Source organism: Lutibacter sp. (assembly GCF_021647475.1).
Classification (GTDB): Bacteria; Bacteroidota; Bacteroidia; order Flavobacteriales; family Flavobacteriaceae; genus Lutibacter.
In genome coordinates this window covers 14,185-28,883 of record NZ_JAKIUR010000024.1, presented here as the reverse complement: position 1 = coordinate 28,883, position 14,699 = coordinate 14,185, and the positions used below count along the sequence as shown (strand labels likewise).

Below are 14,699 nucleotides of genomic sequence, written 5' to 3'. Positions count from 1 at the left end.
AGCAATAATTGTACCTTTTTTGTTAATTATTATTTAATTTTTCTATTAAAGTGAAATCTAAATGTTTACGTTCTAAATCGGTATTTTTTACTTTTATTAGTACATGATCTCCAAGTTGATACAAGTTTTTAGTAGCTTGACCTACTAAAGCATATTGTTTTTCATCATAAATATAATAATCATCTTTTATTTGACGAATTCTACACATTCCTTCACATTTATTTTCAATAATCTCCACATAAATTCCCCATTCTGTAACACCAGAAATAACACCTTCAAATTCTTGATTTTTGTGTTTTTCCATGTATTTAACTTGCATATACTTAATAGAATCGCGTTCAGCTTTAGTGGCTAAATATTCCATTTCGGAAGAATGTCTGCATTTTTCTTCATAAATTTCAGCTTTTGGTGATTTGCCTCCTGTTAAATAATGTTGTAACAATCTGTGTGTCATTACATCAGGATAACGGCGAATTGGAGAAGTAAAGTGAGAATAATAATCAAAAGCCAATCCATAATGACCAATATTATGAGTAGTATATTCTGCTTTACTCATAGATCGTATTACTAAAGTTTCAATCATATTAGCTTCACCTTTTCCGTGTACATCTTTTAAAAGTTTATTTAATGATGATGAGGTTGTTTTTTTATCTTTAGTATCAATTTTATTTTTATAACCAAATTTGCTAACTATGGTTTGTAGTGCAGCTAATTTATCTAAATTTGGTTCGTCATGAACCCGATATATAAACGTATTTTTAGTAGGAACACCTTTACTTTTACCTACACGTTCTGCTACTTTTTTATTTGCCAATAACATAAATTCTTCAATTAATTTATTAGCATCTTTAGATTCTTTAAAAAATACACCGGTTGGTTCTGCATCTTCATCTAATTTGAATTTTACTTCAATTTTATCAAAGGCAATAGCACCTTGTTGCATTCTTTTTTTACGAATTTTTTTAGCTAAAGTATCAAGGGTTAAAATTGCAGTAACTATTTCTGGTTCAACTTTATAAGATTTATTAGTTAATGAATTTTCAGCAGATATTGTATCTTGTTTTGATTCAATAATTTCTTGAGCTTCGTTATACGCAAAACGTTTATCAGAATAAATAACAGTTTTTCCAAACCATTGATTTATAATTTGAGCTTTAGCATTTATTTCAAAAATTGCTGAAAAAGTTAGTTTTTCTTCATTAGGACGTAAAGAACAAACTCCGTTTGATAAAACTTCTGGAAGCATTGGTACTACTCTATCAACCAAATAAACTGAAGTTGCTCTTTTATAAGCTTCTTCATCTAAAATGGATTTTTCTTGTACATAATGCGATACATCAGCAATATGAATTCCAACTTCATAATTATCATTTTCTAAAACTTTAAATGATAAAGCATCGTCAAAATCTTTTGCATCAGCTGGATCAATAGTAAACGTGGTTACGCCACGCATATCTCTTCGGTTTTTAATTTCGTTTTCTGTAATTTCTAATGGAATTTTAGCCGCTTCTTGTTCTACTTGTTCTTCAAATTTATAAGGTAAACCATATTCTAATAAAATGGAATGAATTTCGGTATTATGATCTCCTGGCATTCCTAAAACTTCTTCTATTTCACCAAAAGGATTTTTAGAATTTACTGGCCAATCTGTAATTTTTGCTAATACCTTAACTCCGTGTTCAGCATTTTTTAATTTATTTTTAGGAATAAAAATATCAGCATACATTTTTGAATCATCTGGAATAACAAATCCAAAGTTTTTATTGAGTTGTAAAACTCCAACAAATTCCATTTTAAAACGCTTAATAATTTCAACTACATCACCTTCTTCTCTACTATTATGTTTACGTTTATATAAATAAATTTTAACGGTATCTTTATTTAAAGCTCGGTTTAAATTACGAGCTGGAATATAAATATCATGTTCTAATTCATCCGAAATAAAATAAGCATTTCCATTAGTGGTTGCATCAATAGTACCAATATAATATTTAGATTGTGCTAAAAATTTAAATTTTCCACGTTCAACTTCTTCTACTTTCTTTTCTAATTTTAACGCTTCTAATTTTTGGATAATCTGATTTCGTCCAGGTGCATCTGTAATTTTTAATTTAGCTGCAATTTGACGATAATTAAAGGTTTTTGAAGTATCTTGATTTAACAGTTTTAGTATTTTACTTGTTAAATTTTTAATAACATTCCCTTTCTTTTTGTAAATATTTTTTCTTTTCGACATTTATTTCATTTTATTAAAAATCAAAAGTACAAATATTTACCTTTGAATTTGTTATTAAAAAGTTATATAAAATTTAATAGATTTATAAATTCCTTTAAAAAATATTTTAATGAAGCAAGAATGGTTTGTAATTGTTAATCCAGTTTCTGGAAATGGAAAAGCAAAAAAGAAATGGCAACCAATTTATAACGAGCTAAAAAAACAAGGTTTTAAATTTACGTATGCGTTTACAGAATATGAAAAACACTCTATAAAATTAATTAAAAATGCTATTAAACACGGAATAACTAAATTTATTTGTGTGGGTGGCGATGGAAGTTTACATCATATGATAAATGGTATTTTTCATCATAGTAAAACTATAAATAGTAAAGCAATAAAAGTTGGAATAATTCCTATTGGTACAGGTAATGATTGGATTAAAACTTACGGAATATCTAAAAATTATAAAAAAGCAATTGCTATTATAAAACAAAAAAAACTTTTTTTACAAGATATTGGTAAAATAACTTTAATACCTTCAAATAAAGTAGTTTACTTTAATAATTTAGCGGGTATTGGTTTTGATGCTCATGTAGTTAATTACGTTCATAAATTTAAACATTTAGGATTTATTGCTTATTTAGTAAGTACTTTAGTAAGTATTGTTAATTATAAAAGAAGTTTGCTTAAAATTAAATTTAATAAACAAATAATTAAACAACCTAGTTTGTTATTTTTAATAGGAATTTGTAAATATTCAGGCGGAGGAATGCAACTTACTAATTATATTTCTTCAAATGATGGAAAATTTGATATTACCTATTTAGATAAAATAAATTTAATAACTATTTTAAAACATATAGCTAAATTATTTAATGGAAAAGTTACCGATTTACCTTTTGTAAATTCTTATATAACTTCAGAAGCTTCAGTAAAAGTATTAGATGATAAAAAAACATACATTCAAGCTGATGGAGAAATTATTGGAACTGGAGATTTTAAAGTAGAAATACTTCCAAAAGCAATAGCTTTTATTATTAAATAACTTATATATCCGTAATTAGTAATAATAAATAACACCGTCATGCTGAACTCGTTTCAGCATCTCATTTTCGTCTGATAACCAGTATTTTATAAATAATACCCTGAAAAAAGTTCAGGGTGAAGGATAATCAGTTTAAATAACTTATTACACTAACAAAATTTGTAATTTTAACATAGTTATAAACAACTATATTATTATAATCAAAAAATTTAAAAATTTAAAAAATATTTTTTTGTTATGATAGTTTGTTAATAGGTAGCATAAATAATTAGGTATTTATTTTTTTACTTCACTTATAAATAGATGTCAACAAAAATTAAAAAATTAACCTTTTATAAATCAATATAGTTATCCTACTTGTTAACATATTGTTTATAATAGTAAACTACTTAAATATTTAATAAATAATAGTATTAAAAATGTTAAGAACTACTTAAAAAACGGTTGAAAACTTATCATTTAAAAATCATAAAAAAATAACGATTGTATTACTTAATTTTATATATGATTTTTTAAGTTGAATTAACCTAAAATACTTTTCACTTTTTAAGCATAATTTATTAACTATTAAACATTTTTTAAAAACACTAGATATCAATCCTTTATCAATTTACTATTAACAACTTATTTTTTAGTGGTTAATAACTGTAATTTGTACTTTTGTACACTATATTAATATAAATTATTATTATTATGAAAATAGCAATTGGTAATGATCATGCTGGTACTGAATATAAATTTGAAATTATAAAACTTTTACAAGATAAAGGATTTGAAGTTATCAATTTTGGAACCAATACAAATGAAAGTATGGATTATCCTGATACCATTCATTTAGTGGCAAATGCTGTTGAAAAAAAAGAAGTAGATTTTGGAATAATTTTATGTGGAAGTGGTAATGGAGCACAAATTACAGCTAATAAACATCAAAAAGTTAGAGCTGCACTTTGTTGGAATAATGAGTTGGTTGAACTTGCTCGTAAACATAACAATGCTAATGTTTTAAGTATTCCTGCTCGTTTTGTTTCCTTACAACAAGCTTTAGGTTTTGTAGAACTATTTTTAAAAACCGAATTTGAAGGTGGTCGTCATCAAAGAAGAGTTGATAAAATACCAATAGATTGTAATTAAAATACAGTTAATGTAATTTATAAATAATATTAATGTTAAAAATTTTAATTAAATCTTTTTCAGAACTAACCAAAAATGAACTTTATGAAATTTTACAATTACGTTCAGAAGTTTTTGTAGTAGAACAAAATTGTGTGTATCAGGATATTGATTTTAAAGATCAAAAAGCGTGGCATGTTATTGGAATTAAAAATGATAAAGTTGTTGCTTATACCCGAATTTTTAAACCAGGAGATTATTTTTTAGAAGCTAGTATTGGAAGAGTTGTAGTTAAAAAAAATGAAAGACAATTTGGTTTTGGACATAAAATAACGGTTGCATCCATAAAAGCTATTGAAACTATTTTTAAAGAAACTACTATTAAAATTTCTGCACAAACCTATTTAATTAAATTTTATAATTCCCACGGATTTCAGCAAACAGGAAAAGAATATTTAGAAGACGATATTCCTCATATTGCTATGATAAAAAAATAATTACAAACTAAAAAAATGGCTAATTCTAAAGTTAAAATTAAGAGTATCAAAAATTTATCTAACAACCATTATATTTTAGATAAGGTAAATTTTGATTATAAAACTAAAGATGGAATTTGGAAAAATCAAAATAGAGAAAGTTATAATAGAGGTGATGGTGCCGCCATTTTATTATATAATCCGATTAAAAATACAGTAATTCTAACCAAACAATTTAGAATGCCTAGTTTTTTAAATGGAAATGTTGATGGAATGATGATTGAAGTTTGTGCCGGATTATTAGATGAAAACGATCCTATAACTTGTATTAAAAATGAAGCCGAAGAAGAAACAGGATATCAAATAAAAAATCCTAAAAAAGTATTTGAAATTTATTCTACACCGGGTGCAGTAACTGAGAAAATACATTATTTTATCGCTGAAATTAATGAAACTATGAAAATTTCAGAAGGTGGTGGTTTAGAAGAAGAATCCGAAGAAATAGAAGTTTTAGAAATTCCTTTTGAAAAAGCATTAAACATGATTTATTCTGGTGAAATTAAAGATGCTAAAACTATTATTCTATTGCAACATGCAAAAATTAAAAACTTAACAACCTGAGTTCGATGTAAGAAACAAATTGTGTACAGAAAATCAACAAGCTACGTCATTGCGATGAATGAAGCAAAGCGAAATAAGGAAGCAATCTCATTTTTATGAAAAGATTACTTCAAATTATAGTACTACGTTTATAATTTTCGCAATGACATTTTTATTTTTAGTTATTTAAAGTAAATCCTTAGGTCGAACTAAGGTTATTAGAATAAAATTAAAACAATTCTAAAACACCATTAAATTACAACCTCTAATATCTGAATTATCAAACCTTCCTAAAACTTCAAAAGTGTTGTTTGGATGAATTTTCCCTAAATCTTGCGTAGCAATAAATGAGCACGAATTTATATTTGCTAAATCTATCACATTAATTCCACCCGATTTTCCTTTAGGCAATAAGGTTAAAGCATCTTCAGTATCTCGAATTAAAATTTTCATCCACGGCGGACATTCAAAAATGCCATTTCCTTTTGAATACGCTTGACTTAATAATTCGGTCATTCCATATTCTGAATGAATAGTTTTAACTCCAAATCCTTCACGTAATATTTGATGCAATTCTTCTCTAATCATTTCTTTTCGTCTTCCTTTCATGCCACCAGTTTCCATGATAACTGTGTTTTTTAATTTGAATTTTTGAAATTCAATCAAATCTAACAATGCATAAGAAACGCCAATTAACAATACTTTTTCGTTTACTTTATCTAAGTTTTTAAGTTTAGTGGCTAATTCCTTTAAATTATGAAGATAAAATCCACTTTCTTTTTTTTTAGAATCTTTTATTAAAGCATTCACCATATAAATTAATGAAGATCCTTCACGCTCTAAATAAGAAGGTAACAACGCTAAAACCGTATAATTTGCTATGTTTCCATAAAAATATTCAAAACCTTTTTTAAAACTTTGCTCATATAATTCAATATCAGTAACATAATGTTTACTTTGCTGCATACCAGTAGTTCCACTACTTAAAAAAACTTCTGTTACATTATTTTTTGAGGATAAAATTTTGTGAGATTTAAAAAACTGAATAGGTAAAAAAGGAATTTGAGAAAGTTTTTTTACGTTTTTTATGTCAATTTTTAAGTAATTTAAAAAGGATTTATATACCAAATTATGAGTAGCTTGAAATTGAAATATTTCAACACTAACTTTCTCAAAATCAACATGATTACTTATGTTAAAAATGTTCTTTTTTGTCATAAAATTTGGAAATCACTACAAAAGTAATGTAAATTTACGCAACCTATTATATTTTTAGGAATCTTAATACTAAATAACACAAAAGTTTGGGGTTAAATAAACTCATAAAACAGTGTGCTAAAAACGACAGAAAGGCGCAAAAAGAAATTTATCAGCTTTTTGGTGATAAATTATTTTCAATATGCCTTAAATATTCAAGAAATAAGCACGAAGCTGAAGACAATTTTCAAGATGGTTTTATAACTATTTTCAATAAAATTGATCAGTTTAGTTTTAAAGGTTCGTTTGAAGGCTGGCTTAAGCGTGTTATGATTAACACCATTTTGATTAAATATCGAAAAAAAAATGTGTTAAATATTATTACGGATGAGATTCCTGATGAAGTAGTTGTTGATGTTGAAGAAGATGAACTTTCTTTAGATTTTTTGTTGAATCTCATTCACGAATTACCAGAACGATACCGATTGGTTTTTAACCTTTATGTATTAGATGGTTATTCACATAGAGAAATTTCTGAAATGCTGCGTATTGCTGAAGGCACGTCAAAATCAAATTTAGCAAGAGCAAGAGGCATTTTAAAACAGAAAATTGAAGCATACCAACAAGGACAACAATCTATTTAAATAATAGTAGTGAGCGATTTTAAAAATATTGATAGGTTATTTCAAGAGAAACTGAAAGATTATGAAGTATCTCCACCAAATAAAGTTTGGAGCGGTATTGAAAATAATTTAACAGATTTTCCGCAAAAAAGAAGAATTCCTCTTTGGGTAAAGTTTGCTAGTATTGCGGCACTTATTATGCTGTTTATAAGTATAGGAGCTATTTATATATTGCCTACAAATAATTTCACTGGAAATTTATTTAAATTACCTTCTGCAAAATCGACAGTTGCAAATGAGTCAGATACTTTAAAACCATTTGAAACTAATACTAAAAAAACAATTATTGCAAAAACAGTTAACCATAAGGTAAAACCAAAAACTATCACAGAAAAACCTGTAGAGCATAATTTAAAGATTGAAGAAAACACCAATATTGCCGAGAAACAAACCACCACAAAAACACTTCCTGAATATTTAGCAGATACTAAAAATTTACCTTTGCAAAAAAAGGTTGAAAAGAAAGTTTCTAAAAATGATTTAAACAATGCAAAATTTACAGTAGCCACGGTATATGCACCAATTTATATGAATTCTTTTGGAAGCGGTTCAGGTATTGATGGTCAATTTAAAAATAATTCATCTTCAGGAAATTCCTCCTATTCGTATGGAGTTAAAATTGCATATCAATTAAATAAAAAATTCACATTGCAATCGGGTGTTAATTTAATAAATTTAGGATTTACAACTAACAATGTTTATGTAACACCTGGAGTTACAGTTGTTGGATTGTCTAATATTTTAAGTAGCACAAACTTAGGAAAAGACACTAAATCATCTAAAGAATTAAACACAACAGGTAGCTTGAATCAGGTTTTTGGTTATGTCGAAATTCCTGTAGAAATAAAATACAATGTTACTAACGGTAAATTTGGTGTTAATTTAGTTGGTGGTTTTAGTACGTTATTACTAAACAGAGACGAAGTATTTATAGAAACTCCAGATTATACGCAAAGTTTAGGATCGTCTAATAACTTAAGATCTATTAACTTTAGTGGTAACATTGGGGTTGATATTGATTACTTAATTCATAAAAATTTATACTTAAACGTTTCACCAATGTTTAAGGTTCAAACAAATACCTTTTCAAAAAACTCTGGCAGTTTATTGCCTTATTATTTAGGAGTTTACACAGGGATAAATTATAAGTTTTAGTTGGTTTATTATTTGGTTGGTTACCAAATATTGAATGAAGAAAGCCGTTTCTATTTTGAAACGGCTTTTCTTTTTAAACCATATTATTATTTGTAATTTTGCAACATCACAAACAATCGTATAAAAAATCCTATTATGGAAACAACAATAGATAAAACAATACAAAAATCACTTGATTTATTAGGTGTTAAACATCTAAATCAAGGAACTTCAACTGGAACTAATTTTTTTGGAGATGGAGAAATAATTGATTCCGTTTCACCAGTAGATGGAAATTTAATTGGAAAGGTTACTACAACTACCAAAGAAGATTTTGATAAAGTAATAACCACTGCACAAACTGCTTTTAAAACTTGGCGTTTGGTGCCAGCTCCTCAACGTGGAGAAATTGTTCGTCAATTCGGGTTAAAATTAAGAGCATTAAAGCATCCTTTAGGAGAATTAGTTTCCTATGAAATGGGAAAATCTTTGCAAGAAGGTTTAGGCGAAGTTCAAGAAATGATAGATATCTGTGATTTTGCAGTTGGCTTATCTCGCCAATTACAAGGTTCAACACTTCATTCTGAACGTCCCGGACATAGAATGTACGATCAATATCATCCTTTAGGAATTGTTGGAATTATTTCAGCTTTTAACTTTCCAGTAGCGGTTTGGGCTTGGAATACTGCTTTAGCTTGGATTGCTGGTGATGTTTGTATATGGAAAGCTTCAGAAAAAGCACCGCTTTGTAGTATTGCTTGTCAAAATATAATTTCAGGAGTATTAAAAGAAAATAATTTACCTGAAGGAATTTCAAATATTGTAAATGGAAATTATAAAGTAGGGGAATATATGACTACTAATAAACAAGTTGCACTAATTTCAGCAACAGGTTCTATTAGAATGGGAAAAATTGTTGCAAAAACAGTTGCTGAGCGTTTAGGTAGAAGTTTGTTAGAATTAGGAGGAAACAATGCAATAATCGTTACTCCAGATGCCGATGTTAAAATGACCGTTATTGGTGCTGTATTTGGTGCTGTTGGTACTGCCGGACAACGTTGTACTTCAACTCGTAGATTAATAATTCACGAATCTATTTACGATAAAGTAAAAGAGGCTTTAGTAGCTGCGTATAAACAAATAAAAATTGGTAATCCATTAGATGAAGAAATTCATATGGGACCACTTATTGATAAAGATGCTGTAAAATTGTATCAAAATGCATTACAACAAGTAGTTGATGAAGGGGGAAATTTAGTTGTTGAAGGTGGTGTTTTAGAAGGTGAAGGATTTGAAAGTGGTTGTTATGTTAAACCAGCAATTGCAGAAGCAAAAAATAGTTTTGAAATTGTTCAAAATGAAACTTTTGCTCCAGTATTATATTTAATTAAATATAGTGGTGATGTTGAAAATGCCATTGAAATTCAAAACGGAGTAGTTCAAGGACTTTCATCAGCAATTATGACCAATAATTTACGTGAAGCCGAAAAATTCCTTTCACAAGCTGGATCAGATTGTGGTATTGCAAATGTAAATATTGGAACTTCTGGTGCTGAAATTGGTGGTGCTTTTGGTGGTGAAAAAGAAACTGGTGGCGGAAGAGAATCAGGTTCTGATGCTTGGAAAGTATATATGAGAAGGCAAACAAATACCATAAATTATACTACGGAATTACCTTTAGCACAAGGTATAAAATTTGATTTGTAATAGTTTATAATAAATATTTAGAAGAGGCTGTCTAAAAAGTAAAATTTTCGTCAACCTGAACTTGTTTCAGGTTCTCATAATCACTGGTAATCAGCAAGATGAGATTCTGAAACAAGTTCAGAATGACGGTTTTCAATACTTTTTAGATAGCCTTTTTTTATAGTTAAATTTTAATCAATCAATTTTTTTAAAAATAAAAGAGATTAATCTTGGTATTTCATTTCTGTTTGAATCGTCAAATTGTTCATAAATTTCTTTCAATTTAAAACCATTTTCCTTTGCAGAATTTATATAATCAGAAATATGATGGGTGTAAACTTCTAATACTTTAGTTCCTTTTTCAGAATCAAACCTTGCTTTACTGCCACTGTATTGTTTAAATGGATGTAATTCATTAATAAAAAAAATTCCATTGGTTTTTAATTTTAGGTGAGCCTGACTAAAAATAAAGTTTAAATCTTTAATGTGTTCAAGAGTTAAACTTGAAGTTATTAAATCAGCAAATTCATTTTCAACTTCCCAATTATTTAACAAATTTGCTTTTTTAAATATTACATCATCATTTTGAATCTTTTTCTTAGCTTTATTCAACATTTTTTGAGAAAAATCTAATGCAATAATTTTTTTAGCTTTTGTTGACAACCATACCGTATTTTTTCCTGTTCCACATCCTAATTCTAAAACAGTTTCAAAAGGATAATTTTTTAAAATTTTAATGGTTGATTTTTTGTCTAAATCTCTTGTTTCGTTTTTATTGGTATCGTAGATTTTTGCCCAAGAATTATATGCTTTTTCTATGCTCATTTTCTTCGTGTTGGTTTTTAACTTTTCTTAATACCCTAACCGCTTCTTTATATTTTATATAAGCAGATTTATCTTTTCTATTTTTTAATAAAGGAGCTAATTCATGGAGTTTAGGGTATGCATTTGGAATATTATTTAACACACAAATTAAATAATTGGTTGGCAATTCATTTAATTCCAATACTTCATTTTTAGTTAATACTGTTTTCTTTTTAAGCTTTAATAGCAATGTGTTACAACTGTTAAAAAGATGAAGTAATGCTACTTTATCAAATTGTGGAGGATTAAATAATAATTCGCTTGCAATATCTAATTTTCCATTTTCTTTAAAATTAAGAATTGTTTTTTCAAGCGGATAGTAATCAAAAACTTCTTTTAATTGCAAATAAAGATATTCTGTAATTATAAATGATCGACTATTAACCTCTATTTTTACTTCATCTAAAGCAGAATAAAACAGTCTAACTTGCTCGTTAATAAGCTCTATGTCAACCCTTGAATAAAAGATTTTATCTCCTACTTTTTTTTGTTTTCCTGCCCAGCATAAAACAAATTGTTCATTAAACACTTTATATTTAGGATGATATTCTTTACGGTGTCTTTTAAAAAAATTAAAAACACCATCTAAGGTTAATTGGATATTATTACTTGCATTTTTTTCAATAGATGCTACAATTTTTTGATTGGAACTTTTTAGTACATATTTACCCAAAGTGGACATAGAGTTGCTACCTCTTCTATAAAAAACCAAACCTTTTACATATTTCCAAATAGATTTTTTTAAAAATGTAACTTCATTATTTGGAAAAATAGTAACTAAACCAACTACTTTATGACGTGGTAATTTTGGAAAGGATATGTTTTCATAATTAATTTTTGGTGGATTTTCAAAATAAGCATTAATTAAATTTTGAATTTTACTATCATCAAAAAAATCAACACCTATTATTTTATTAGTTTCATCTTCAACGCCTATAACCAAATACGAATTATTTTCTGGATTTGAATTTGACAATGCACAAACATGCTTTAAAAACTTAGCTTTTCCTTCCTTAGAACTTAATGAAATTTTTTGTTTTTTATCGTAAAAACTATTTTCATCAGATTGAGCTAATAAATTTTTTATTAAAAGCCGTTTGTTAATCATGCTTATTCTTTATTTATAATAGTAGCACTGGCTTGTGCTGTTGGGTACACAATTAAATCTTCAATATTTACATGATACGGTCTGCTAATTACAAAATAAATAATATCTGCTATGTCTTCAGGTTGTAGTGCTTTGTACCCAGAATACACAGATTTTGCACGTTCTTTATCTCCTTTAAAACGAACTTCAGAAAATTCAGTTTCTACGGCACCAGGATGAATAGCACAAACTCTAATATTGTGTTTATTTAAATCTATACGCATAGCTTTATTTAAAGCGTTTACAGCAAACTTAGATGCACAATATACATTTCCATTAGGATAAACTTCTTTACCTGCAATGGAGCCTATATTTATAATAAATCCATCATTTTTGGCAATCATTTTTGGAAGAATTGCTTTGGTAACATATAACAAGCCTTTTACGTTACCATCAATCATAGCATCCCAATCGTCTAAATTTCCATCTTGAATAGTGCTTAAACCATGTGCGTTACCGGCATTATTTATTAAAATATCAATATTTTGGAATTCTTTAGGAAGAGAATTTACCGCATTAAATACTTCTGTTTTATTACGAACATCAAATTGCAAGGTGGTAACTTTTGTAAGTTTACTTAATGCTTCTTTTAAAGCAGTTAATCTTTCTTTTCGTCTTCCACATAAAATTAAATTGATATTATTTTTTGCAAGAATTTTGGCAGTTGCTCTTCCAATTCCTGAGGTTGCTCCTGTTATAAAAGCAGTTTTATTAGGCATTTTTATATTTTTAAAATTTACAGGAATAAAGGTACAAAAAAACCGCTCTTTTAAGGAGCGGTTTTCATCAATTGGTTATTTTAAATAACCAATCAAAAATCAACTAACCAAACTTTATTTTAAATGTCTTCTAATTTTTGTTTCTCTTTTTACTTTAGTTCGTTTTCTACCTGTATTACTTACAGTATTTTTGTTTTTACTAGATTTTAAATACTGGATATACCCTCTGCCTGTAAACTCATACGTTGTACCTGAACTTATTTGGTATAAACTTATGGTTTCATCATTTATAACGGTTAATTCAAACTCTTCAGTATCTCCGAAATCATAATCTAATGTTAAAATTTTTAGATTATCATAACCTTGTACATCTGCTACAGAATAGTTCCCTACATAATCCCATAATAAATTATCAATAGTTGTGCCAACTTCATCTTGTGAAGAGTAAAATGTGGTAATATCTTCTGGGGTAAATTGTAGAAAGTTTTCGTTATCAAAAGCATTCACTTCTCCATTATCACTTATATTTGTTTTTTCCCAAGCGTCATATTCTTGTAAAAAATATTCAATATTATCATAGAATATTTGATCATAATCAAAAGTATTTTTTTGATATCCTTCTAAATAATACGTTACATTATCAAAATTATCTATTAGTTTTATTTGATTGCCAGAAAGTTGTATAACGTCAAAATCAAAATATCCATCTAAATCATGATTTATTTCTAAACTTCCATTATAAGTATTATAATTTCCAACTTGTATTCCGTAGCCATTTCCTGTAGCACCAATTCCAACTAAATTATTGTTAGCATATAATTTTCCATTTAAAAAAGAAATAGTAAATGCTTTAGATAAAAAAGGTACATCGCCTTGACCTGTAGTTCTATTATAATCTATATACCATAAATCGTATGAAGAAACTATTTCTTCAAGAGAAACATAGTTTGAGTTTGGGTTGTTAAAATCATCTACAACAACACTACACGAAGTAGCTATTATGCTAGTTACTACTATTGCGAAAAGTAATTTTAAAGTTTTCATACTTATTTATTTTTGGTTACGTTATTGAAATTTCAATTTTCGTGCCAAAAAGAATAAGATTTTTTTATATAATTATAATATGTAGTATTTCAAATAGTTAACTAACTATTTTAAATTTTTTATTTTGTAAAAAAAGAATTTTGATTGTTTTTGATAACTTACTATAGCTTCGTTATTTTGTAATTTAAAAGGAATTTTTTCTTGTACTGATTTTGATTTATTACCAAACTCTTTTGTAGCATCTTTATCTATAATAAAATCATTAATACCTCTAGAAGAAGTAATAAAAACACTAATATATTCAGGTGGATTTGAATTGGCTACTAATTCTAGAGCTGCTTTTTGATTTCTGAAATAAATACTATCTAGTTTAATATCTTTATTATCAACTTTAATAGAAACTTTTATTCCTCTAACTCCAGGTTGACCGCCAACCCAATCTGTAACCTCAGAACTTATTATTTTGAAAGGAGGATTTTTTTGCATTTTTTGCATTGTTTTAGTATTGGTAGCACTACAACAAAAAAATAATGTTGAAATAACTGTAAAAACGGAAATTATTTTAAGAATTTTCATAGTAATGAATATTTAACGATTCAGTAGCAAAGGATATACCAAAATACAAAAAGTCTATCATTTTTATGACAGACTTTTAATTATTTAATTTTACTTGTTAACCTGAGTCCAACCTAAGGATTTACTTTAAATAACTGAAAATCAAAATGTCATTGTGAAAATTGTAAACGTAGTGCTATAATTTGAAGCAATTTTTTCAT

Annotated in this window: 14 protein-coding genes; 7 read left to right on the top strand and 7 right to left on the bottom strand. The window is 27.2% G+C overall.

Translation table 11 applies throughout. The features are described 5' to 3' along the window. Window positions 1-22 precede the first annotated feature (22 nt). Window positions 23-2,236, bottom strand: a complete 2,214-nt coding sequence (rnr, locus tag L3J60_RS07385) for a ribonuclease R (protein WP_291974854.1) — start codon at window positions 2,234-2,236, stop codon at window positions 23-25. 109 nt (window positions 2,237-2,345) lie between these two features. Here rnr and L3J60_RS07380 point away from each other — a divergent pair, with 109 nt between their 5' ends. From L3J60_RS07380 to L3J60_RS07365, 4 genes are all read left to right on the top strand, one after another. Continuing rightward, window positions 2,346-3,263, top strand: a complete 918-nt coding sequence (locus L3J60_RS07380) for a diacylglycerol kinase family protein (RefSeq protein ID WP_291974853.1) — start codon at window positions 2,346-2,348, stop codon at window positions 3,261-3,263. Window positions 3,264-3,956: 693 nt separating this feature from the next. Then, a complete protein-coding gene (gene rpiB / locus L3J60_RS07375; protein ID WP_291974852.1) occupies window positions 3,957-4,394 on the top strand; it encodes a ribose 5-phosphate isomerase B in 438 nt (145 codons plus the stop codon). A gap of 32 nt (window positions 4,395-4,426) precedes the next feature. Beyond that, window positions 4,427-4,870 (top strand): GNAT family N-acetyltransferase, encoded by a 444-nt coding sequence (locus L3J60_RS07370; RefSeq protein ID WP_291974851.1) that lies wholly within the window; start codon window positions 4,427-4,429, stop codon window positions 4,868-4,870. A 15-nt stretch (window positions 4,871-4,885) separates the two neighbouring features. Continuing rightward, on the top strand, window positions 4,886-5,470 hold the full coding sequence (locus tag L3J60_RS07365) for an NUDIX domain-containing protein (RefSeq protein WP_291974850.1): 585 nt from the start codon (window positions 4,886-4,888) through the stop codon (window positions 5,468-5,470). A gap of 219 nt (window positions 5,471-5,689) precedes the next feature. Here the strand turns inward: L3J60_RS07365 and L3J60_RS07360 are convergent, their stop codons facing one another. Then, window positions 5,690-6,667 carry an acyl transferase gene (locus tag L3J60_RS07360; RefSeq protein ID WP_291974849.1) on the bottom strand — a complete coding sequence of 326 codons (978 nt, stop codon included), beginning with the start codon at window positions 6,665-6,667 and terminating at the stop codon, window positions 5,690-5,692. 86 nt (window positions 6,668-6,753) lie between these two features. Between L3J60_RS07360 and L3J60_RS07355 the strand changes: the two genes are divergently transcribed. From L3J60_RS07355 to L3J60_RS07345, 3 genes are all read left to right on the top strand, one after another. After that, window positions 6,754-7,290, top strand: coding sequence for a sigma-70 family RNA polymerase sigma factor (locus L3J60_RS07355; protein ID WP_291974848.1), 537 nt, complete (start codon window positions 6,754-6,756; stop codon window positions 7,288-7,290). Window positions 7,291-7,299: 9 nt separating this feature from the next. Further along, window positions 7,300-8,484, top strand: a complete 1,185-nt coding sequence (locus L3J60_RS07350) for a hypothetical protein (protein ID WP_291974847.1) — start codon at window positions 7,300-7,302, stop codon at window positions 8,482-8,484. Between the two features lie 135 nt (window positions 8,485-8,619). After that, the gene (locus tag L3J60_RS07345; RefSeq protein ID WP_291974846.1) at window positions 8,620-10,170 is read left to right on the top strand and encodes an aldehyde dehydrogenase family protein; all 1,551 of its coding nucleotides are present in this window, start codon (window positions 8,620-8,622) and stop codon (window positions 10,168-10,170) included. A gap of 174 nt (window positions 10,171-10,344) precedes the next feature. Here L3J60_RS07345 and L3J60_RS07340 read toward each other — a convergent pair whose 3' ends face one another. The 5 genes from L3J60_RS07340 to L3J60_RS07320 all read right to left on the bottom strand — a co-directional run bounded on the left by L3J60_RS07340 (window position 10,345) and on the right by L3J60_RS07320 (window position 14,499). Continuing rightward, a complete protein-coding gene (locus tag L3J60_RS07340; protein WP_291974845.1) occupies window positions 10,345-10,974 on the bottom strand; it encodes a class I SAM-dependent methyltransferase in 630 nt (209 codons plus the stop codon). Then, the gene (locus tag L3J60_RS07335) at window positions 10,952-12,121 is read right to left on the bottom strand and encodes an ATP-binding protein (protein ID WP_291974844.1); all 1,170 of its coding nucleotides are present in this window, start codon (window positions 12,119-12,121) and stop codon (window positions 10,952-10,954) included. Before L3J60_RS07335 ends, L3J60_RS07340 begins: the two co-directional genes overlap by 23 nt. Before the next feature lie 2 nt (window positions 12,122-12,123). Continuing rightward, window positions 12,124-12,879: an SDR family NAD(P)-dependent oxidoreductase gene (locus tag L3J60_RS07330; RefSeq protein ID WP_291974843.1), complete on the bottom strand. Its 756-nt coding sequence runs from the start codon at window positions 12,877-12,879 to the stop codon at window positions 12,124-12,126. A 114-nt stretch (window positions 12,880-12,993) separates the two neighbouring features. Next, window positions 12,994-13,923, bottom strand: a complete 930-nt coding sequence (locus L3J60_RS07325; protein WP_291974842.1) for a hypothetical protein — start codon at window positions 13,921-13,923, stop codon at window positions 12,994-12,996. Window positions 13,924-14,028: 105 nt separating this feature from the next. Next, on the bottom strand, window positions 14,029-14,499 hold the full coding sequence (locus tag L3J60_RS07320) for a hypothetical protein (protein WP_291974841.1): 471 nt from the start codon (window positions 14,497-14,499) through the stop codon (window positions 14,029-14,031). Between the last annotated feature and the right edge of the window lie 200 nt (window positions 14,500-14,699).